Below are 22,159 nucleotides of genomic sequence, written 5' to 3'. Positions count from 1 at the left end.
GAAAAGCACCAACCTTGGAGGCAAAAATCTGAAGGATTTTAGTAACTGCGACCGTAAACCATTATGACCGATCCAATGAACGCATCAATCTGGCGTCACTTGATGTTGCTCTTGGTCAAACCTTTGTCGACAACAGAGGATAGCATGAAGAAAGGCATCCAAGGAGTATGGCTGTTCCCAGATTTGCCATCAGAATATATACGAAAAGGAATCCGACTCCACCAGTAATCCTCCAGTTCGGGAAACTTTGGGAGAACAGCTACCAGTTGGGACAAGGAATATAAAGAAAAAGCGGCATGAATATTAGGTTGAAGGCTGCTATCAAGAGTGAGAGTCTCTCCCATCTATAATGTCTCAGAAATAGCTGGATGGGAACAACAAATCAACAAACACTATCGCAGATATAACTGGCGGAACACCAAAAATAGGCAATCCTACTGTTATTCCTATAAATCCGGACACAACTTTTTTCAATTGGGAATATAGGGAAACAGCTTCTCTGGATCTAGCACATTGCGGCGACCGCATATTGTCCTGTTATATTGCAATATTTCCACCAGTATTCCCCTTAAACTTTAATCATATAGCGGCTAGTCCATTTTTATAATTACCTATCATCATGATCTTCCGTGGATGTTTTAGGGTTTCCCAAATGAGGTCTCTTGTTCCTTCTAATTACTCTCATACCTTGGTCGTTGCATTTAATGGGCTAATTTTCTGCTCTCTCTTCGCATCTGCATCCATACCAGCATGAGCATTAGAGGTATTTCAAGCAGAGGGCCAATTGCAGTAGTTATAGCAACATAGGGATACACTGCAAAAGCAGAAAGAGCTATTGCAATGCTTACTTCAAAATTCCTGGCGGAAACCGAGAATCCGATGGCAGTGGAATCTGGATAATTGTAACCGATCTTCTTCGAAGTGAGATACCCCACATGAAAGAGCACGAAGTAAAAAATTAGCATCACAATACCCACCATCCAGACCAGTGAAGGCGTTTTTATTATTCCAAATCCCTCCCCCCAGAATATAACCACGATCGTGAACAAGAGAGCGATAGTCTGCACAGACCCTAGAGACCTCAGCAAGCGGTTATAATATTGCTTTTTCTGGAAAATCCACCTGGTAATGACGCCCGCTAACATAGGAAGACCAAGGTATAATAAAACACTCTCAATAATGAGGGATGGACTTACTGTAACAGAAGTTCTAGCCAGAAGATATATTAGAAATGGAGTCGTTAATATCTGAATTATCGAGTTCCAGGCTACTAGAGATACTCCGAGAGGCAGGTTACCATGTGCCATGTCTGTCCAGACCATGACCATCCCGATACACGGGGCAATTCCGAGAAGAATGATGCCGACCAGCATCTGAGACGCGACACCAGCACCTAGGATGCCTAAATGCACGTAAACTACATAAATGAAAAAGTACGCTATTCCTGCGACAAGGAATGGAGTGATTGCGTAGTTCAGAATTGCGGTAAAACCTAAGGTTCTGATGTTTCTTATGCTCCTTCCCATCTCATTCAGCTGAACTTTGGCCATGGCGGGGTATATCATGAAGAAAAGGCCCACTGGAATGCCGTAAGTGGCTGCAACTGAACTGCTCGATCTGAAGTCGGATCCCAAACCTATGCCAACAGCGATGGCAACTATTACAAAAATTGGAAAAAGTAGGGTCTTGGCCCCAAGTTTTTTTAAAATATTATTAGATTCCAGGTTAACTACCGCCTTGTTCTAGAAGGTGATTGTCACATAGCCCTCTTCTATGCTTTTTGCTATATACCCTCCTACTGGAATCAATTCTATGTCTCTCGAAAGCTTTGTTTCCAGATTGTACTTCTTTGAGGTGTTTACGTAAGCCTTGGGTTTCACAGTTCCTAACGAATTGTATTCCTTTCGCAGTTGATCATTGGTAGCGAGTGTCTTTTCGCTTGGTCCCCAGAACACTATCCTTATTTCGTTTCCAGCCTGCGACTGGTTTTTCGAGAAATTCAAGGGCATCCTTATTCTCTCTTCGTCCTCGCTCATTATTATCAGCATTATTTTTACCATAGGTACACCTTACGACTTAACGGTCTTATCTTCCTGATCATTCACAGTTTTTGCGGGTCTGAGCAGAAGTTCCCATATGAAGAATATTGCGGTGATTCCTGCAAATATCCAAAGCGTTGAGGTAAAACCTAAATACTTTACGGATGCCATGTACCCAACGAGTGGCATCAGAGCAGACATGATCATCATGGTCGAGCTGAAGAATGACGTCGATGTTCCAATCTCTTCCGACTTGAATGTGGTGTTTGCTATCTGTATTCCAAGAGTCCAGGCAATTCCATCGGGTATTGCTGCAATAAGGAATGCAAGTACAAAGAATACTACTGACACAGAACTCAGTGCGAGGAATATTGCCGCGACAAGCGCAATAGTAACAGCGAAGACCATGTATGGTCTCCTGTTCTGTATTGGTGATTTAAGTCTTATAATGAACCTTGTCACGACGTCACCGACGAACATTATGGCTAAGAGGTAGAACACCGTGGTTGCTGAAAGACCAAGGACTCCGCCATAGATAACACCATACGAGAAGATTATATAGAACGGTATCGTGTAGGCGAAAGCGGCTATGACTGCCCAGTTGTACTGTCTGTTCTTGAACAGTGATGTTATGCTCACACTTCCCTTGTGCCCTTTTGCCTCCATATATTGAAGTGAGTATTTCCCTCTAAGTAAGACGACAAAAGGTATTGCCACAAAGGCCATTACAGCAAATATCAGGAAGATCTCCTTTATACCAAGATCCAGGAGGTATCCAGTCACGAACGGAGCAATGATGAGCGCAAGCGCGACCCAGAAGGAGAATGATGCCTGTTCAACCTGCCTCTTGGACTGGTCCATGGATGCCATTCCTGCCATTGTCATGAATGAGTCCATTACCAGACCGGTTATGAAACCATCAATGATCATTAATGTGTACACCTCTGCAAAGCCAGATGCAAATATATACAGTGGCATCGTTATTCCAAGGAGTGCCAGGGAGATTATCTCAACCGTCTTCAACTGACTTGGCCTGAACTTCCTCATAAGAAATGCTGCCCCTGCGAATGCCAGGGTGAAAAGCGCAAATCCTATACCCACCTCAAACGAACTCATGCTGAATGCCAGTCCCAAGGAACCTATTGAGGTCTGATAGAACTGGAGCAGAAACCTGCCCATAAATGCAGCTATGATAATCAGCCACTCGGCCCCGCTTATTAGGCCAAAATCTAATCCAACCTTTCTTAAACTTCTATTCTGCGTGTTTGCCATGATTGACTAAATAGTCAATATATATTTAAACATTTTGACTGACTAGTCAGGTCATACCGACTGACCGATTAGTATATATATATTTTAAACATTACTTTTATTATGTATACAAAGAACGACAAAGAAGAAAAGATCCTGAACGCTTCAATCAAAGTCTTCTCCAAGATGGGTTATGATCTCGCAACTATAGACGAGATTGCTAAGAAAGCCAGGGTCAGCAAGGGCATTGTTTTCTTCTATTTCAAGAAAAAAGATAATCTAATAGAAAAAGCCGCTCTGAGGTCAGTGCCAGTAGAGGAAATCACCAGCGTAAATGAGAGAAGCCACAATAATGCTCAGGAACTCCTCAACGATTTTGGAATATCTTTTCTAAAAAAGTATGAAAGTCCAGAACTTAGAAATCTGCTTCTGATGACCATCGCGAACAAGGACAGACTTAAACCAATTGAACTGGCACTAAGAAACATGTGTTTCCAGGAAATGAACAAAATGTTCTCTCGACTTGAAGAGCTGGCTGGGGCAACAATTCCGTCGCCGATCAGGAAAGCTTTTTTTGGGTCTCTACTTTGCTATGTGGTATGGTGGAAGGATAACGAAATGAGCCCTGAAAGTTACGTAAGAACGCTTGCCGATGGAATCTTGAGTTCCATCATGTAAACCAATAATTTTAAAAATTGGACTTCTTTAGATTTATTGGGGTAAATTCTCTCGACCACTTTTCTCAGGAGATCCCGTAATACAAGGGAAAATATTTCTCCTATATCTCAAAATGTAATCATCCTTAGCAAGTTCGGTGTCAATGGTGAAAATATGCATTCCCCTGCGTCGAATTTACTTTATTTACTTACTCCACAAGGAGTTAAAGAAATACTTTTTATTGCGGTTAGACCGAGGTATTTAGGCCTCTTGCGATGAAGCCGTACATACTTCCAGTGTTAATTGAACCTGAGATTTAGTGATTTAAATGGGTTCGGAAACCTTTTTCAACTTTTCGGATAGCAACTTTAGGTTATTTGAGTAAGAATTCATTCGGTCAGGATCTGACGTTTTCAGGTCTTCCATGTATGAAATATAGCTGTTCATTTCTGAAATCATTTCATCAATGGTCCTAGGTCTGTTTATTCCAAAGAATCCCCCGAAATCAGTGCTTTCTTTTCCTTCTACGGTGAGCTCGTACCTTCCATCATCCCTCTTCTTTATCAGCTTCTCGGAGGCAAGGTTTTCAAGCAGTGGATACACAGAACCTGGAGATGGTCTCCAGAACCCCATGCTATTGGACTCCATGGCATTCATTATTTCAGCCCCGTTCATTGGCTTCTCCTTGAGGAGATACATAACGAAATACCTGAGCCCACCCCGCATTCTATACATTCCACCCATCCTGCGATGTATATCATCACGACCAAACATTATTCATCACCTTATCGTTTATCCGATATTGGATAATCGACATCGAATACTTAAATTCACTGTAAGATGATTCTGAAATCAGTTCAGTTGAGATTCAAGGTAATATTCAGGCATCTCCTGAAGTTCTATGGATACATCCTTCGCCGTGCCGCTTCTTAATATTCCTAAGGTAAGGTTACTTCCGATCTTTGTGGACGAAAGCTGCTCAAGCAGGGATTTCATGGAATCAATTCTTTTGTCATTCACAGACGTGATGACATCCCATGGTCTTAGGCCTGCATAATGAGCAGGGCTGTATCTGGAGACGCGCGCAATGGCAACCCCCTTTGTATTCTTAAGCATCTGTGGTCTATGTATTCCGTCATGCAAGGTAACCCCGGATATTCCAAGCCATGGTCTTATAACCCTGCCATTCTCAAGGAGCTGGTGCATCACCCTCCTGATGGTTGCAGAAGGTATTGCGAATCCCACACCCTGTGCATAGGCAACAATAGCAGTGTTCATACCTACAACCTCTCCATTCAGATCAACCAGCGGCCCTCCACTGTTTCCAGGATTTATGGCAGCGTCAGTCTGGATCAGTCCCTCAAAGATAAAATCGGCCCATGGCATAGGTCTGCCAATCGCGCTGACCACGCCTACGGAGACTGTCGGGTCCCCTGGCAGGCCAAGGGCATTTCCAATGGCAACTACAAATCTTCCAGGATCAAGATTTTCTGAGTCTCCCAGGACAGCTTCTTCAAGGCCATGAGCATCTATCTTGATAACGGCCACATCCGTCGCCGGATCGCTGCCAATAACTCTTCCTTCATATACCGAACCATCAGCCGTTGTGATCTCAAGTTCCTGATGACCGTGGATTACGTGATGGTTGCTCACTATGTATCCGCTGGAGCTTACAACTATTCCGGTAGCTGCTCCCTGAACTGGTATCACCTCTCCCTTCTTGTCCATCTGGAAGTGCCTGTTGTTTATGGTAACAACCCCACCACGTACCCTCCTCACCACGCTCATGATTTTCTGCTCGATATCGCCTGCAGTTTCCATAACATTTTACTCCCGGCAAAGTGCCAATATCTGCGAATGCGGTTTAAGTTAATATACCAGAAAGTAACTATACCGTTACTTGGTAACGGTCATGTTCGAAGTTTCAGTAACATCAAGGTTCGAGAAAGATGATAACACAGTTGCAGGTGTTATGCAAATTTTGGGGTACACATGGGTACCTAAGATTATTAGTCGTCTAGATCACTTCGGTGGGCTGAGATACAACGAGATCAGGAAGAGTATAAGCGGCATCAGCACCACAAGCCTCTCCAGATCACTGGCACTGCTTGAGAAAAAAGGAATCGTACACCGTGATGTGGAGAACACTACACCACCTTCCGTTACATACTCTCTCACGGACAAGGGGAGGGAACTGAAGAATCTCATAGCCAACATGCTTGACCTTGGTGAGAAATGGCACACGGTGAACGGGAAGTTTATCGAAATTAAAGGGCCGGGTAAGTTTTGAATTAATCTACCCACCCAATTGCTTAAGGGTACTGGGATCTGGCGGCTTCAAGATCATTATTCCGGTTTCTCTGGATCTGTCATATCTGTGGGGAGTAAAATTAAGCTAACTTTGGTAGCGTGAAATCACGGCCGATAGATCGGCTATAAGAAGGGAAGCTGAGATCTTAGATCCATGCAGGGGGTTGTGTTAAGCCTAAATAGCGTTTCTCAATCACGAAGCTGCTTCAGTGCAATGAGAATACAATACAAGGGTACAGTAATTGAACCATGCGCAGGTGTCTACGAACCAGCAGAGGACACCTTCCTGATTCTGGACAATGTGCTGCCAGGAAGGGAATTGCTCGAGATCGGTTGCGGTACTGGAATAATATCAGTATACTTTGCGAAAACTGGATGCAAAGTGACTGCATGTGATATAAACGGCACTGCAGTGGAATGTGCAAGGAAAAACGCTAAAGAAAACTCAGTCCTCGTAGATTTTTCTGAATCTGATCTGTTCTCAAATATATCGGGGCAATTTGACACAATTATCTTTAACCCGCCGTACTTACCAACTAGCGATGATGTTGAAGAGGGTACACAGTGGAATGGCGGCGAGGATGGCTTTAAGGTGATAAGTCCGTTTCTGGATGAAGCGAAGAATCACCTCAGTACAAATGGCGAGATTTATCTCGTTGTATCTTCGCTTACGGACTATCAGTCACTGTGGTCTGCATACAAGGGTTATGTGTTTGAGGAAGTGGCTTCCAAGGCATTCTTTTTTGAAACTATTTTTCTATTTCGGGGATTATTAAAAGCACAAGATTAACATCTCTAAAGAATTACTTGATCAGTGGTACTGTGGCAGACCTCGCTGAAGTGCTGATGATAGAACATACGGCCATTAGGAAGGCAAAGTGGATGTTGGAATCTCCATATGATCAGGAAAAATTTTCAAATTTCTTGGACTATCTTGAAAGGTGTCACATAGAGATAGAGGAAAAGGTTTGTTTCCCTGTGCTCGAAACCTTCCCATTCGCTGATTCTGCTGATTTTTCCGGACGTGTGAGAAGAATAAAGGCAGACCACAAGCTCCTGGCAACACTTGGCAACAACATAACAAAGTGGGCGAATTCAGGGAACATAGAACTTGCGGAAATGAGGTTGCCGCTCTTTTACAGAACCCTTGTTGATCACAATCTAAGCGAGGATAACGAACTTTTCCCACGCTGGATCGATATTGGCAAGGAAGATCTGAACTCCACAATGAGGGAGGCGCTGTCTATAATCAGTACTTTTAGCACAGAAGAATACCTGAAGGTGACCGGGCTCAATGAGGAAATGTTTCGGTATATTTTTAGAATAAGTTGACTCCTATCTCTTTAGCCCCGCTTCCAGTAAAGGCAGCTGCTCCTTCAACTTTTTCGAAAGGTCCTGCTTCTCATGGTCCGGAAGGTAAGAGTCCACGAGCTGGAACAAACCGTTCTCTTCCTTGAAGACATGCTGCAACAGTGTCTTTGCAATAAGCAGGCTTTTCCCAGCGATTTGATCGGCTGTAAGTTCTAAAGCTTCGTCATACTCGTTCGCCCCCCTGCCGATCAGGTCCTGTCGTTCCTTTCGTATGATCATATGTTCCCCGGTTATCACACGTATTGGCTCCTCAAAGTCAAGGTATTTTTTCAGGAAAGGTCTGAAGACAGGTATTAGGAAATTATCTTCAAGTGGAAAATGAACCATAATGGAATAATCGACATGACCGAGAAAGTCCGTAACTTTAACCTCATTGCCGATGAAGCCCTCGGCAAGCCTGACGGTTTCAGCATGCTGATCTCTCAATAACTGTGTCGCAATCGATCCCTTGAATCCTAGCGAGTCGCCAAGCCCCATCATATCCCACATGATATGGGTCAATAAATGTTTTTTCAGGCTCAGCCTGAGCGCTTCGAACCCATTGTTTTCGTTTAGTCAAATTAAAGTAATGCCTTGATATGGTCGGGCAGCAGATGGCCACCATAGAGGACAGGATACACGAGATTGAGGAAGAGATCAAGAAGACTCAGTATAACAAAGCCACAGAAAGGCACATTGGTCTCCTGAAGGCAAAGATATCAAAACTGCAGATTGAGGCAGATTCACACAAGGGTCATGGCGGCACGGGCTTTTCAATTCCAAAGAGCGGAGATGCAACAGTGGCGTTAGTCGGTTTCCCCAACGTTGGGAAAAGTAGCATCCTTAACAGACTCACAGGCAGCGAAAGTGAGGTTGGGAGTTTTGCCTTCACGACCCTGAAAGTAATACCTGGCATCCTTGAAATAAACGGTGCAAAGATACAGATACTTGATCTTCCGGGCATAATTGAAAATGCAGCATCGGGATCGGGAAGGGGGAGAGAAATTCTCAGTACGGTGAGAAGCGCAGATCTCATACTTTTGGTGGCCGATGTCCAGACGCTTGGCCTGGAGAAGATCAAGAATGAACTCTACAGGGCAGGCATAGTCATTGACAGAAAGAGGAAGAACGTATCGTTAAAACGTACCAGCAGCGGAGGTCTTAAGGTATATAAACCAAGGGGCACATCCCTTGAAGAGGGGTCTATCCGTGATATACTCAAGGAATTCAAGATCACCAACGCAGAACTGTACATAAGGGAAAAGATAACCGCAGATGACCTGATAGATTTCCTTAAGGGAAATGTGGTTTACATTCCCTCAGTCGTAGCGGTCAACAAGATCGACATCCCACATGATGAATCCAGGATAGAAACGCTGAAAAGTAACTGGAAAACTGTGGTGGAGATATCAGCGTCTAAGGGCATAGGTGTCGAGAAACTGAAGGATACCATTTTTGAGTCACTTCAGTTTGTAAGGGTATATCTAAAGGATAAGGCTGGCAAGATAGATTTTGAAAGGCCTCTCGTTCTCACAAAGGGATCAAAGGTCAGAGATGTCTGCAGAAGAATCAGTAGGGAAATGTTGTCCTCATTCAGGTATGCCATCATGACCGGCCCGAACAGGAAGATGGGAGAAATCAGGGCTGGGCTTGACTACGATCTCAGGGACCAGGATATAGTAACCGTGGTAAGCAGGAACTGATACCATGAAAGAGGCTAATTTAACTGCAACCGTATCTTTCTCCGGAATAGTGCAGGGAGTATCTTTCAGAAAGAACGTACAGGCTGTGGCGGTCTCCAGGGGCATCACTGGATGGGTGAGGAACGAGGACAACGGCAGTGTGACTGCCTGTTTCAGCGGTCCTGAGCCAGCCGTAAAGGATGCGATCGAGGACTGTATGCATCTTCCCCATGCGGTTGTTACTGACGTGAAAACTACCATTGGAACATACGTGGATTACGGGGATTTCAGAATTCGCTAGCTTATTTTTCGACCTCGAACTGATAACCCAGTGATTTAAGCTTTTCCACAAGTTCGTCCGCGTGTGCTCTGCCTCTGACATTGACTGTAAATCTTATGCTCTGGAAGCCTACTGGTGTGGTTTTCTCCATGTTGTCAACCTGGGCATGGTATATATTCCCTCCAACGGATGATACTGCGGTTGCAATTCTCATGAGCGTTCCCGGCCTGTCGGGAATCTGGAAATCAATTCTGATTAGGCGGCTCTCCAGCTCCATAGCCTTGTAGATTATCTTTGACAGTAGAAGGAGATTCGCGTTGCCGCCGGAGACTATGACCGCGACTTTTTTTCCTGTGACATTGACCTTTCCCTCCATAATAGCCGCCAGGGCTGCTGCTCCAGAGGGTTCAACAAGGACTTTGCTCCGTTCAAGAAGCTTGTAAAGGGCCATGGCTATACTCTCATCGTTAACAGTAACAATATCGTCAACGTACTTCTGCACTATTCTGAGGTTAAGTTCCCCGGGGAATTTAACAGATATACCGTCGGCTATGGTGTTCGTGCTTGTATATGGCACAATCTTTCCCGCTGCCACTGAAAGTCTCATGGAATCTGCCTGTTCAGACTGTACGCCAACGATCTTTATGTCAGGTTTTCGCATCTTCGCGGCCATAGCTATTCCGGAAATCAGCCCGCCACCGCCTATGGGCACAATAATCATATCGATTTCAGGCTGGTCCTCAAGAATTTCCAGTCCTATGGTACCCTGCCCTGATATAATCCACCTGTCATTGAACGCGTCTATGAATGTTCTGTTCTCGACAGCTCTGATTTGCTCTGCGCGAAGTTTCGCCTCATTGTAATCGATACCGGAAAGCACCACTTGTGCCTTGTAGTCCATAACCGCGTTGACTTTAGCCGGTACAGTATGTTCAGGCATAACGATCTTAGCACCTATATCATTTATCAAAGCTGCATATGCAACCCCTTGGGCATGATTCCCTGCGCTTGCAGTTATGACGCCGCGTTTTCTTTCCTCTGCCGAAAGTTTGGATACTCTGAATATTGCGCCTCTTGCCTTGAAAGAACCCGTCTTCTGGAAATTCTCCATCTTGAAAAAGATGTCAGAATTGTAAGTTTTGCTAAACCACGTGGAATGATAGAGAGGAGTCCTGTTTATTTTCCCCTTTAATTCATCCTGCGCAGCAATAAAATCGTCCATGGTCGGTTGAACATGGAGTTCATCGTCCATGATGCGTCATTGTTATGTGGCTAAAAACATTGTTGTAATTGCCCTCAGGACATTGCCTTGCTCACGTTCTTTTCCGCTGTTCTGTGAAGGTCATTTGCAGTATCCATTATTAGCCGTATGTTCATTTCCAGCTGGGTTTTCTTCTCTGCGTCTGAAATGGATTTCAGGTTGATTCTTGCATTGAAGAGCGCGCCCTTTATTGCAGCCAGTGCGAATTCCGAGGAGCATGCACTGTCAGTAATCGCGTTCTTATTCCCCTTTTCAGACAGGTAGGCTGCGAACTCCAACACCTTGAGTGACTCTCTTGCTATATTTATGGGAACTGATATTGCGACAAGGCTCGCTTTCTCAATCTCCACCTTCCTCTTCGTTTTCTCAGAATCTGTGCTTTTGGGCAGTGACCATGCTGCGACTATGAGATTGAAAGCATCTTCATCGTCCTTCATGAGTTTCCTCAGCTTTTCAGAAATTTCCGTAGCATTTTTCTGAACCTCCACCATCTTTTGCTGTTCGGCTTCGTAACCCTTTTTTCCAATGGTCAGTGATGCGACCATTGATGCCAGGGCAGAACCCACAGTCGACACAAGAGCGCTTGCTGCCCCGCCTCCCGGAGCAGGTGACCCGCTGGCGAGTCTCTTCATAAAGCTATCAAGTTCTTCCATTTTCACTCACTCCACAATTTTTTCTCAAAGATCTGTTCCGTTTTGAAACCGTTAAGTTGCATGTAGAATTCAGTAGATTGTACAAGTGCGTCGAGAGGCACAAGCCCGACGATCTCCGACTCCACTATCCCTATTCCGTATCTTTTGGCCTCGAGCTTTACCATCTCAAAGGCACGGTAAATGGGGGTTTTTCTGAAACTGGTTAGATTCATGGATATCTGTACCATCTGCTTATCCTCAAGGTAGAAAGCAAGTGCCTTCACGAATGCGAGGCCCCCATCCTTCGCTCTCAGGGCCTTTGCTATTTTCTTGCCAGTGTTAATGTCCTTTGTGTTCAGGTTGACGTTGAACGCCACAAGGAAGTCCCTTGCGCCTATTATGGAAGCTCCTGCCCTTCCCACCTTTGCAGGTCCAAAGTCCGGCTTCCAATCATCATCGCCGATTACAGAAGACAACTGTTCATACTGGAAACTCTTATTCCTTATGTCTTCCAGGTTTTTCCTCCTTTCCAATTTTGCTGCGGAACCGTACAGGAAAACTGGAATGGATAACCTCTCCCCAACAGCTTTTCCGAGTTCATGAGCGAGTTTCACGCAATCTTCTATTGTAGTCTCACTGATAGGTATAAACGGGATAACGTCTGAAGCCCCGAATCTTGGATGCTCTCCCTTATGTCCTGTCATGTCTATGAGCTCTGCTGCCTTTTTTATTCCAGCAAAGGCAGACTCCACAGCCCTATCGTATGAAACCACATAGGATACAACAGATCGGTTGTGGTTTGGGTCAAGTTCCACATCAAGAAGTTTAACTGAATCTATTTTTGTGATCTCGGATACAATCTGATCGACAACGTTCCGGTCTCGCCCCTCACTGAAGTTTGGGACACACTCCACAGTTCTCATGGAGGAGAATCAGTCAGGAATTAATGAACTTGCCCTAAGTGTGGGTAATAATATTTGGCTGCAAGTGACACCACAATTCGGCTCGATAAGATTATTCAAACCTGTTACATGCTTAAATAGGCTTATAAACTCATGATATTTACTAGATATTTTCTCTGTAAGTTTTTGTGTTGAACAATGGAAAACAAAAAGATTAGCAACATAGTAAAGGATATGTTTCATGATATTGATCATTGATTTGATCAATTATGTCACCAATTTGAAACAAAGTAGTGATAAGAAAGAAAAAACTGAAATATACTGTTGAGATGTTTATGTTGAAGGAAGAAATTGTTTTAGTATCTTCCAGGTGAACCAATGATCAAAACTATTATAAAACGCGACGGGACCGAGGCCATCTTCGACGAGGGGAAGATTATCAGGGCCGTATACAAGGCGATGCTCTCGGTTAAGATAGGCACGATGAAGGATGCCGAAGAGGTAGCAAAGATAGCAGTAAGGGAAGTATCCAAGTTGTCAAAGAAACCCACAGTAGAGCAGATCCAAGACAAGGTCGAAACTGCCCTTATGACCTTCAGAAATGGTGACCAGTCGTTCGTTGATGTTGCCAAGGCGTACATTCTCTACAGGGAAAGGAGAAGGATCATCAGGGAAGAGAAAGCTTCTATTGGAGTTAAAGACGATCTCAAGCTATCTCTGAATGCCATAAAGGTGTTGGAGGCGAGATACCTCCTTAAGGATGAAGAGGGAAAGATCATCGAGACCCCAAGACAGATGTTCAGGCGGGTAGCCACCCATGTTGGTGTAATAGACGCACTTTATGAATATAGAACCTATCAGATTACCGGGAAACTGCCTGAGAGTGGGAGAAAATGCTCACCTCTTTCAAAGACACAGGTAGAAGTTCTCAAGCGTGGTTTTGACGAATTGACTAAGGAGGACCAGATCAAGGGCAAATTTGAGGAATTCATGGACTTTCTGTATACAAAACCGACGAAGTTTGAGGAGAACATCAGTGAATATGAGGAAATGATGCTCAACCTAGAGTACGTTCCCAATTCACCCACAATGATGAATGCTGGAGCCCGACTGGGACAGCTCTCAGCGTGTTTTGTCCTCCCTGTAGAGGACAGTGTGGATGGTATATTTAACGCCCTCAAATATACCGCAGAAATACACAAGTCCGGCGGAGGAACAGGCTTCTCGTTCTCAAGGCTCAGGTCTAAAGATGACATAGTTGGATCCACGAAAGGAGTCGCCTCTGGCCCAGTATCATTCATGAGAATTTTTGATACAACAACTGACGTAATAAAGCAGGGCGGAAAGAGAAGAGGGGCAAACATGGGCATACTCAGGTACGATCACCCAGATATCATGGAATTCATACTCAAGAAAGATGCCGAGAATACTATCCTGAGTAATTTCAATATTTCAGTGGGAATGACTGATGAATTCTTCGAGAAGCTTGATTCTGACGGATACGTTGAGCTGAGGAATCCTAGAGATGGGAAAATTACTGGAAGGATTAAGGCAACGACCATGTGGGATAGCATCATCAACCAGGCTTGGAAAACTGCGGATCCTGGTCTGATCTTTCTGGACGAGATCAACAGAAAGAATCCAGTGGACCACATAGCCGAGATTGAGGCCACAAACCCATGTGGTGAACAGCCACTTATGCCATACGAATCCTGCAATCTTGGATCCATAAACCTGGCTAAATTTGTCAAAGATGGCGATATTGATTATGAGAGGCTGAAAAATGTAATACGACTGTCAACAAGATTCCTTGATAATGTTGTGGATGCCAATAAGTTTCCGGTCGTGCAGATAAAGAACATGACCAGAAAGACGAGAAAAATAGGTCTAGGCGTGATGGGGTTTGCTGACATGCTCATAAAACTGGGCATATCATACAACAGTGGGGATGCCCTCGTAATGGGAGAAAGAGTCATGGCTTTCTTACAGGATGAGTCTCACGAGGAATCAAAAATTCTTGCTGATGAACGTGGCGTTTTCCCGGGATGGTACGGATCAAGGTACGAGCGGGAGGGGGTCAGGATGAGGAACTCCACAACTACTACAATTGCTCCTACGGGCACCATATCAATAATCGCTGGATGCTCATCGTCGATTGAACCCCTTTTTGCCATCGCTTTCGTCAGGCATGTACTCAACGGTCAGGAACTTATCGAAGTCAATCCCCTATTCGAGGAAATGCTCCGCGCAAAAAATCTCTACTCAGAAGACCTAATGAGGGAAGTTGCTAAGAGCGGTAATCTGCATGGCATGGACATAGATCCTGAGATCAAGAGGCTTTTCGTTACGGCACATGAAATAGAACCGGAGTGGCATGTTTTGATGCAGGCCACATTCCAGAGATATTGTGACTCTGGGGTGTCAAAGACCATTAATCTGCCTGCAGACGCCTCACCAGAGGACATAGGCAAGGCTTACAGGATGGCCAAAGACCTTCACTGCAAGGGAATAACCGTTTACAGAGATCAGAGCAAGACCCAGCAGGTGTTGTATACAGGAACGGCCACAAGGAAAGAACAGCCGGGGAAAGTGGAGAAGAAACCTGAAAAGAAGGTCGAGAAGAAGGAGACTGAGGAAGAGAAAGCCCTTGAGCTCATAGCTAAGCTGCCGGTGAAATATCTCAAGCTGGACTCCACATTCGATCCTGCGTGCCCAACTGGAAAATGTGATAAATAACATTTTCATTGTTAGTATGTGTGAAGACTGCTACATTGAATGTCAGTGTGAATCCTGCTACGCGTACAGGCATAATTCGGCGTGCCCCATTTGTGGGCACACAATTTTTCTGGACTGCTGTCAGGGATTTTAGGTGCATCATTTTGTTTAATCGGTTCATAATATCTTACATATATAAGGCTGAATTTTAAATTAGGTGTGCAAACTAAGCTATTAAACTTCATAAACCAAGGTACATTAAATGTTGTATTTCTGAATGGGAAAACTATAGCACTTATAGTCAAAGTTTGCTAACCTTCACAACTCCGATTTAATTTTCTCGTCAAGGCAATATGTTAGATATAAGTTTGAAACACAACCAGAATGTAAAGAACTCATGGTCGAAGCGGCTTCACTACAGGGCACTTAGGTACCGAAGCGATCAGTTATAACAACCATGTCATCCACGGGCTATTTCTATATGAGTACGACCTGAGTGTAATTTCTGTTTTTACACTCGTCCTCACCACCCCATAATATTTTCCCATTTAACAACCACAGTGAAACTTTCGATACGTTCCGCGTACCTATCAATGCCATATAACTATGTATATAATGCCGTATAACACCAGAACATACTTAAAAATTTCTTGAATTATTTACTCTTGTTCACAATTAGAAAATATTGGATTTTCACGGTACGAGGCGCGGTCGCCCTCCATGAAATTTTCCCACGCACTGCCCAAATAAGTACGAAAATCAGGAATTATTGGTGAGAGCCCTTCTTAATTTCCTGGCATAAAATTATTTGGAAAGGGTAACGCTCCGATAGGTTAAGGCAAGTCTCAGGAACGAAAGGCCCCCAAACCTACCAACCGAAAAACCTTCGGCAAATCTGGGTACCTTTGACAATCTCACATACCAGGACATCATCTTGCGAGCTGTTACGCTCGCTTTTACCAGGTCTCCAACGACCGGATTACTTGATCGAAGAAGCCTTTCTGCAACGCTGTCTTCAGTTTCATCACCCATAGAGAGCTTTATAAGAAAATCATGAGAGGGGGGATTCTTCTTATTGATTATGGAGTCAGAAAGAGAGGAGATATAACGGATCATTTCTTCGTAGTTTGTTTTCCATGTCCTGTCAGAGAACCTTAGTGAACTGAGCTCTGCAGATAGCGTGGAGGCATTGAGAAAATAATTCTCAACCTCAGAGTCATAATCCTCATTAGTATTCGATATAGCACATCCAAACGTTGGAAAAGATTTTGTTTTTTCCATTTCTGCTAATGATCTGTCGGTATTTAATTTTTAATAATATCAATTACTGTTCCATAAAATAATGAGATAATGCGATTTCAGTGAAGATCACTGCCCACCCGAGGGGATCAGTCAATGCCTGATAAATCAAAAGAAGCAGCCCCCGGCTCATTGATCAATATTCAATAGTGGTTTATTACGCTCTTAATAGATTTTCTCCAAGTTGAGTAGAGCTTGTCCGCATACTCACTCGTTATTTCCGGTACGAACGGCTTTTCATATTTTTTAAGTTCATTTACTTCCTTTCTGGACCACCAGTCACTTACTATGCCTGCCATGAAAGCAACTCCTGCTGACGTAATCTCGCTATTTTCCGATCTGTATATTTTTAGTCCCAGAATATCAGCCTGAAACTGCATCAAGAAATTATTCATCGTAGGCCCACCGTCAACTCTCAGTCCGTCAATTGTCCTACCCTTGTCTAGAGTCATCTCTTCATAAATGTCTCTTATCCTGAAGGCAATGGACTCAAGCGCAGATCTTATGATATCTCTGGGCGTAGTTTTTGCCGTTATTCCAAATATCGTCCCCTTGGCTGATGGATGCCAAAATGGAGCGCCCAGTCCTGCAAGCGCAGGTACAAATATGAGGCCATGATCCCGTGGAGCCATCCTTGCGGCATCTTCAGACTCCCCGATTGTTCCAATGAGTTTCAGGCCGTCACGTATCCATTGAACGACAGATCCTGTATTGAATACGCTTCCTTCGACGCAGAATTCTGACGAGTCACCTTCGAATTTCCATCCAACGCTTGTAAGAAGATTCTGCTTCATATCAATCTTATGTCCAGAATTCATCAGGACAAAGGATCCCGTGCCATAGGTACACTTTACTTCTCCAGGGTTAAACGCTCCGTGACCGAAAAGTGAAGCCTGCTGGTCCCCCGCAATTGACCTGAGGGGGATCTCAGTGCCAAATTCACTTATGGTGGCGAGTTCGGGCGAAGCGGAATCAACAATATTCGGCAGTATGGATTCCGGAACGTGAAATAAATTCAGCAGTTCCTGGGACCATTCATTGTGTCTGATATCGTAAATCATTGTTCTTGAGGCATTTGATGAATCACTTATGTGAACATGATTGCTGCTCAGGTTCCAGATTAACCATGAGTCGACAGTCCCGAAAGCAACATTCTCTATATTGCGTGATTTCAACCTATTATCTAGAATCCATTTTATCTTAGATACCGAGAAATAAGGATCTGGAATGAGTCCGGAAACATTCTTTATAAACGTACTCTCTTCCTTATCAAGTTTCCTGATAGCAATTTCCCCCCTTCTATCTTGCCACACAATAGCATTGTAGATCGGCGCGCCTGTGCGCCTGTCCCACATTACAGTGGTTTCTCTCTGGTTGGTTATACCTATCCCCTCAACTTCTTCAATTCCATGTCCGGATTTAGCCAGGGTCTCTCTCGTGCAAATCTTTACCGCATCAATGATAGTCATTGGGTCCTGTTCCATTTCGCCAGGCCGGGGATAAGTAGAGGGTATCTCCCTCGCAGTGAACCCGAACATTTTTCCCTCGCTGTCCCATAGGGCAGTCTTGCACTTGGAAGTGCCTTCATCTATAGTTAGGATGAATCTCTTGTTCAACAGGAAAAAAATACCGTCTCAATATAATATGCTTTCTCAGCGCGTAAACGCGATCGGTTCAACACTAAGGTCTCTTCCTGTGCGGCGAAGGCCTTGAAACGTCTGCCATTTATCAGAACCCACAGATTTTTGAGAAATATAGATATAAACAGAGAGAATAAAGGGAAACCTGCAGGGGTTGTCGAGATTGGTCAAAGGCGCCAGATTGAGGGTCTGGTTCCGTAGGGATACGTGGGTTCAAATCCCATCCCCTGCATATTAATTTCTTGGTCACCGTTTCTTCGACACTAACTAGTGACAAGTCTACCTGTTTGGGCTTAAATTTCACACTCAAAGGATCCATTTGACGACTTCCGATCTGATCGATTCATTAGGTGCATAATTTTGAAAATGTGCCATTTCGACAAACCTAGGCACGTCGCGATTAATCTATTTTTGCAGCTACAGCCAGATATTCTTCAGGAATCAGCCTCGCCAGCGTGTCCTACTTTGTGATCTTTTCTGAAAAATTTTATAATTTCCATCCAAGAACTTGACATTATTGCTGCGGCTATTATCAACAACCACTCAGCTATCCCGAGTGATGAGGTGTCTACAATCGAGTGAAGTGGCGCATAAATATCTACGGTTAGAAGAATGCCCGCTATTATAATGCCCCATGCAAGTATAATTGGATTGGAAAAGAAACCCTTTTTAATCACGGGCTGAAACTCGGTCCTCAGGTTCTGGGCCAAGACCAACTGTGAAAGTGACCACGTTACGAATGCTCCCATTTGCGCTTGCGACAAGTTATGATTAACATAAAACAGGTACAGGTATACGAAAGAAACAGCGGCAAAAATCCCGATTGTCCCAGTCACGATTGAACGCAACATTTCCATCGTAATAAAGCTCGATCTCTTTCCGGGCGGACGTTTCTGCACAACTCCAGCTTCTTCCTTCTCGTAGAGGAATCCCCACAGTGCCCCTACGTCCATGAAAAGTTCCATAATTATAATCTGAATGGGAAGGAACGGAAAAGGTATTATGAGTATGATAGGGACAAGGAGAATAGAAATTAGCGAAAGCTTGACTGTTATGTAATATCTGATGCCTTTCCTCAAGGTGTATTGCATCCTTCTTCCCTCAAACACGGCATCAGCAATAGTCTGGAAATCATCATCTTCAATGATCATGTCCGCAGCCTCTTTTGCTGCATCAGTCCCCCTGATCCCCATGGCTATCCCTATTTCGGCCGCCTTGAGCGCTGGGGTATCATTTACCCCATCACCCGTTACAGCAATAATTTCTCCAAGACTCTGAAGTGTCCTGACAATTCTCAATTTTTCTCCATGCGTTATTCTGGAAAAAATTAGATGGTTCTGAACACTTTTTACCAGTTCAGCATCATTCATTGATCTTATCATCTCGCCAGTCAGTATATCACCGGTTTCATTAATCCCAACCATTCTTCCAATGGCCGCTGCAGTATCAGGATGGTCCCCCGTCAACATTATAACTCGAATTCCGGAGCTCTGACACATTTTTATCGCTTCTTTCACCCCTTTTCTTGGAGGGTCGATAAAACTGAACAAACCAATGAATACCAGACAATTCTCAGCTTTATTTCTGTCATTGGTTATGGAGTAAGATCTGGAATAAGATACAGCAATGGTTCTTTCTCCCAACTTTGCCATTTGTCTGGCGGACTCAAGGACAAAATCCCTGTACCCTTCAGACATATCCATTTCAGCTTCACCACCATTTGTAGAGTATTTTGTGCATCTTTCAAGTACTGCTTCAGGAGCGCCACTGGTGAAGATCGCGTGCCCAATGGAGTTTTATAAATGTAGGACGCAAGCCTCCTTGAAGCATCAAAAGCAAATTCATTCACTGGAACAAATTCATTGCGAACGTTTTCCAGATTAATCCCATGATGTCTTGTATAATTAGATATGGCTATCTCCATGGGTTCTCTGTAGATACCAGATATCTTGCTATCAGTTGTTAGTGATCCTGTGGCGAGTAAGGCAGCGATCAGTAAATTATCACCGACAGCATGATTCGCATCATACAGTTCCTCACCTTGCATTATATGCCCCACGCTCATCTGGTTCTCGGTCAGTGTACCGGTCTTGTCTGTAGCAATGATCGTGACAGTGCCTAGTGTCTGAGCTGCCTTCAAGCCTTTCACAATTGCCCGTTTCTTCGAAAGAGCATATGCACCTATGGCCAGTGTAATGGTAATCAATATTGGTAATTCTTCAGGAACAGTTGCGAAAGCCATTGACAATCCAGTCAGAATCATTTGATTAAGTGGATTCCCATGGAGAATGCCTATGAGAGGCACCAGGACACTGAAGAAGAGAGCAATTCCCAAGAGAAATTTGGATGCGGTGCCAAGGGAAATTTCCAGTTGCGTTTTTGGCTCAACCTCATTCTTTACAGACGCTGAGACTTTTCCCAGTTCAGTCCTCGCACCAGTCGACACTATGGCGAATTTACCACTTCCCTGAACCACAAGTGTTCCAGAGATGATCATGTATGAACTGGAATCACCTGATACATTCTCATGTCCCGTAAATGCCAGTTTGCTGACAGGTACAGACTCTCCTGTGAGGGAGGATTCGTCTACATCAAGGCCAAAGCATTCTAATATGATCCCGTCTGCAGGTATCCTCTCACCCGCATGAATGAGCACAACATCTCCAGGTACTATACGGGTGACAGGAATCTCCACAGCGGAACCACCCCGAAGTACCCAAGCTTTTGGAGACACCAGTGATCTTAAGGCAAGTAGGGAAATTCTTGCTTTGTAAACGTTATATATCTCTATCGACAGTACGATGAATACTATGATTATTACAGAAATAGACTCAACTGGAGTCCCAATAAGCAGGTAAATCAACCCAATTATTATCAATATGAGGATAAATGGGTCCCTCACCTGTTTAAGGAAAATACGGAAAATACCCTCTTTTTCAGACGCCGGGAGTGAATTCTGACCATACAGTTTTAATCTGGACTCAGCTTCATGTTGTGAGAGGCCAGTATCGGCGTTGACGCCAAGCAGCTTGAGCGTTCGGCTTGGACTGGCAGATGTATCACTGCTAATGCCAGCATCCATTGGTGTGTAATGAATATAAAGGTATAGGCTTATCTCATCACCAATTATTGTGTTAGTCTCGATATCTCCTTCTCCTGGCATCGTTCTTTGCCAGCACTGCCTGAAGCACTCCTGTCCATGCTTGAAATTGCGTACCTATGGGGCTATCTGGCCACAACGGTTACATCGGTAAAATAGAAACCTTCCCTGTCCACGGAGTCCCCATTTGTTACCGGTATCGGAAGTCTGAAAAATGGAGCATCATATACAAGGGTATGGAATTCTCCCTTTTCTCCACAGGGATCCACTTCTTTAGGTATAGTTCGCAAAAAATCCATGTCAAATTCTGATCCGCCAAACTTTCTATCAAGTTTGGTAGGGTCAAGACTCACTATCCTGGCTTTTATTCCGGAGGAAATGATCTCCTCTGCCAGTGATTTAGTATTATTTCCCCAGAGCGGAAATACGGGCTCGATTCCGGTCCCTCTCATTTTAGATTCACGGTAATCTCTGACATCTTGCAGGAATATGTCACCGAAGATAATGTGTGTAACTCCCATACCTCTCAGTTCTTGTGTTGCATTTGCCATGCTTGCCTCATACGTAGCATTGTCACTCTTGGACGGTATCTTGGCTTCAACCACCGGCAAACCTATCCTGCGTGCCTGTTCTAGCAGAAGATCTTGGCGTACGCCATGCATGCTTACCCTGTTGTACGTCGTGGTAACTGTTGTGAGGAGGGCTATAACGTCATACTTTCCCTCAGCCAGTGTCCTGAGAAGTGCGTATGCGGAATCTTTTCCTGTGCTCCAGGAAACTGCTGCTTTTGGCTTGAGCGCATCAGGGCGGCCTACCATAAGAAGACGATGACTCAGACGTAATAAATTTTTTTAAGTTCCAAATACTATATAAACCGATAGAAATATTAAGTGATATGGAGTACTTACTACTCCTTCTCAAACGCAATGTATGCGCAGGAACGCACTTGAAAATCGCTATTAATAAAAAGATATTTTAATCTGTTTGTGATACTAAGTATGAAAATACTACTTAAAGAGTACTAAGGCAGTTAAGTGGTAC

At 44.1% G+C, this 22,159-nt stretch carries 21 protein-coding genes and 1 tRNA gene; 8 read left to right on the top strand and 14 right to left on the bottom strand.

Annotated features, from left to right (window positions below):
* Positions 1 to 701: 701 nt before the first annotated feature.
* From QW597_03540 to QW597_03530, 3 genes are all read right to left on the bottom strand, one after another.
* Positions 702 to 1,670 (bottom strand): bile acid:sodium symporter, encoded by a 969-nt coding sequence (locus QW597_03540; protein MEM0155658.1) that lies wholly within the window; start codon positions 1,668 to 1,670, stop codon positions 702 to 704.
* 72 nt (positions 1,671 to 1,742) lie between these two features.
* Positions 1,743 to 2,060 (bottom strand): hypothetical protein, encoded by a 318-nt coding sequence (locus tag QW597_03535; protein ID MEM0155657.1) that lies wholly within the window; start codon positions 2,058 to 2,060, stop codon positions 1,743 to 1,745.
* A gap of 9 nt (positions 2,061 to 2,069) precedes the next feature.
* A complete protein-coding gene (locus tag QW597_03530; protein ID MEM0155656.1) occupies positions 2,070 to 3,311 on the bottom strand; it encodes an MFS transporter in 1,242 nt (413 codons plus the stop codon).
* 102 nt (positions 3,312 to 3,413) lie between these two features.
* Between QW597_03530 and QW597_03525 the strand changes: the two genes are divergently transcribed.
* Positions 3,414 to 3,968 (top strand): TetR/AcrR family transcriptional regulator, encoded by a 555-nt coding sequence (locus tag QW597_03525; GenBank protein MEM0155655.1) that lies wholly within the window; start codon positions 3,414 to 3,416, stop codon positions 3,966 to 3,968.
* Positions 3,969 to 4,271: 303 nt separating this feature from the next.
* On the opposite strand, the gene QW597_03520 is transcribed toward QW597_03525, so the two are convergent.
* Together QW597_03520 and QW597_03515 are read right to left on the bottom strand one after the other, a co-directional pair.
* Positions 4,272 to 4,721 carry a PadR family transcriptional regulator gene (locus tag QW597_03520; protein MEM0155654.1) on the bottom strand — a complete coding sequence of 150 codons (450 nt, stop codon included), beginning with the start codon at positions 4,719 to 4,721 and terminating at the stop codon, positions 4,272 to 4,274.
* 78 nt (positions 4,722 to 4,799) lie between these two features.
* Positions 4,800 to 5,768, bottom strand: coding sequence for a trypsin-like peptidase domain-containing protein (locus QW597_03515; protein MEM0155653.1), 969 nt, complete (start codon positions 5,766 to 5,768; stop codon positions 4,800 to 4,802).
* Between the two features lie 79 nt (positions 5,769 to 5,847).
* On the opposite strand from QW597_03515, the gene QW597_03510 reads away from it, so the two are divergent.
* The 3 genes from QW597_03510 to QW597_03500 all read left to right on the top strand — a co-directional run bounded on the left by QW597_03510 (position 5,848) and on the right by QW597_03500 (position 7,589).
* Positions 5,848 to 6,237, top strand: coding sequence for a helix-turn-helix domain-containing protein (locus QW597_03510; GenBank protein ID MEM0155652.1), 390 nt, complete (start codon positions 5,848 to 5,850; stop codon positions 6,235 to 6,237).
* Between the two features lie 234 nt (positions 6,238 to 6,471).
* Positions 6,472 to 7,047, top strand: coding sequence for a methyltransferase (locus tag QW597_03505; protein ID MEM0155651.1), 576 nt, complete (start codon positions 6,472 to 6,474; stop codon positions 7,045 to 7,047).
* 56 nt (positions 7,048 to 7,103) lie between these two features.
* Complete coding sequence (locus tag QW597_03500; protein MEM0155650.1) at positions 7,104 to 7,589, top strand: hemerythrin domain-containing protein; 486 nt, start codon at positions 7,104 to 7,106, stop codon at positions 7,587 to 7,589.
* Positions 7,590 to 7,592: 3 nt separating this feature from the next.
* On the opposite strand, the gene QW597_03495 is transcribed toward QW597_03500, so the two are convergent.
* Positions 7,593 to 8,105 (bottom strand): hemerythrin domain-containing protein, encoded by a 513-nt coding sequence (locus tag QW597_03495; protein MEM0155649.1) that lies wholly within the window; start codon positions 8,103 to 8,105, stop codon positions 7,593 to 7,595.
* A gap of 101 nt (positions 8,106 to 8,206) precedes the next feature.
* Here QW597_03495 and QW597_03490 point away from each other — a divergent pair, with 101 nt between their 5' ends.
* Both QW597_03490 and QW597_03485 read left to right on the top strand, forming a co-directional pair.
* A complete protein-coding gene (locus QW597_03490; GenBank protein ID MEM0155648.1) occupies positions 8,207 to 9,310 on the top strand; it encodes a GTP-binding protein in 1,104 nt (367 codons plus the stop codon).
* Between the two features lie 4 nt (positions 9,311 to 9,314).
* Positions 9,315 to 9,590: an acylphosphatase gene (locus QW597_03485; protein ID MEM0155647.1), complete on the top strand. Its 276-nt coding sequence runs from the start codon at positions 9,315 to 9,317 to the stop codon at positions 9,588 to 9,590.
* A gap of 1 nt (position 9,591) precedes the next feature.
* Here QW597_03485 and ilvA read toward each other — a convergent pair whose 3' ends face one another.
* The 3 genes from ilvA to ftcD are packed head-to-tail and all read right to left on the bottom strand — an operon-like array spanning position 9,592 to position 12,385.
* Positions 9,592 to 10,821, bottom strand: a complete 1,230-nt coding sequence (gene ilvA / locus QW597_03480; protein ID MEM0155646.1) for a threonine ammonia-lyase — start codon at positions 10,819 to 10,821, stop codon at positions 9,592 to 9,594.
* Between the two features lie 44 nt (positions 10,822 to 10,865).
* On the bottom strand, positions 10,866 to 11,483 hold the full coding sequence (locus QW597_03475; GenBank protein ID MEM0155645.1) for a cyclodeaminase/cyclohydrolase family protein: 618 nt from the start codon (positions 11,481 to 11,483) through the stop codon (positions 10,866 to 10,868).
* A gap of 2 nt (positions 11,484 to 11,485) precedes the next feature.
* The gene (gene ftcD / locus QW597_03470; protein ID MEM0155644.1) at positions 11,486 to 12,385 is read right to left on the bottom strand and encodes a glutamate formimidoyltransferase; all 900 of its coding nucleotides are present in this window, start codon (positions 12,383 to 12,385) and stop codon (positions 11,486 to 11,488) included.
* A 357-nt stretch (positions 12,386 to 12,742) separates the two neighbouring features.
* On the opposite strand from ftcD, the gene QW597_03465 reads away from it, so the two are divergent.
* On the top strand, positions 12,743 to 15,100 hold the full coding sequence (locus tag QW597_03465) for an adenosylcobalamin-dependent ribonucleoside-diphosphate reductase (GenBank protein MEM0155643.1): 2,358 nt from the start codon (positions 12,743 to 12,745) through the stop codon (positions 15,098 to 15,100).
* 783 nt (positions 15,101 to 15,883) lie between these two features.
* Here QW597_03465 and QW597_03460 read toward each other — a convergent pair.
* Both QW597_03460 and glpK read right to left on the bottom strand, forming a co-directional pair.
* The gene (locus QW597_03460; protein MEM0155642.1) at positions 15,884 to 16,360 is read right to left on the bottom strand and encodes a hypothetical protein; all 477 of its coding nucleotides are present in this window, start codon (positions 16,358 to 16,360) and stop codon (positions 15,884 to 15,886) included.
* A gap of 161 nt (positions 16,361 to 16,521) precedes the next feature.
* Positions 16,522 to 17,994 carry a glycerol kinase GlpK gene (glpK, locus tag QW597_03455; protein ID MEM0155641.1) on the bottom strand — a complete coding sequence of 491 codons (1,473 nt, stop codon included), beginning with the start codon at positions 17,992 to 17,994 and terminating at the stop codon, positions 16,522 to 16,524.
* A gap of 171 nt (positions 17,995 to 18,165) precedes the next feature.
* Between glpK and QW597_03450 the strand changes: the two genes are divergently transcribed.
* A tRNA-Leu gene (locus QW597_03450) sits at positions 18,166 to 18,250 on the top strand.
* Between the two features lie 202 nt (positions 18,251 to 18,452).
* On the opposite strand, the gene QW597_03445 is transcribed toward QW597_03450, so the two are convergent.
* The 3 genes from QW597_03445 to QW597_03435 form a co-directional block, all read right to left on the bottom strand.
* Entirely contained in the window at positions 18,453 to 19,721 is a 1,269-nt protein-coding gene (locus tag QW597_03445) for an HAD-IC family P-type ATPase (protein ID MEM0155640.1), read from the bottom strand.
* Positions 19,613 to 21,181, bottom strand: coding sequence for an HAD-IC family P-type ATPase (locus QW597_03440; GenBank protein ID MEM0155639.1), 1,569 nt, complete (start codon positions 21,179 to 21,181; stop codon positions 19,613 to 19,615). Before QW597_03440 ends, QW597_03445 begins: the two co-directional genes overlap by 109 nt.
* Positions 21,182 to 21,243: 62 nt before the next feature.
* Positions 21,244 to 21,936 (bottom strand): diphthine--ammonia ligase, encoded by a 693-nt coding sequence (locus tag QW597_03435; protein ID MEM0155638.1) that lies wholly within the window; start codon positions 21,934 to 21,936, stop codon positions 21,244 to 21,246.
* Positions 21,937 to 22,159: the final 223 nt, after the last annotated feature.

The organism is Thermoplasmataceae archaeon (genome assembly GCA_038729425.1).
In the GTDB taxonomy this organism is placed as follows: domain Archaea; phylum Thermoplasmatota; class Thermoplasmata; order Thermoplasmatales; family Thermoplasmataceae; genus B-DKE.
Note: the sequence above shows the minus strand (reverse complement) of the source record. Positions and strands in the feature narration are given on the sequence as shown.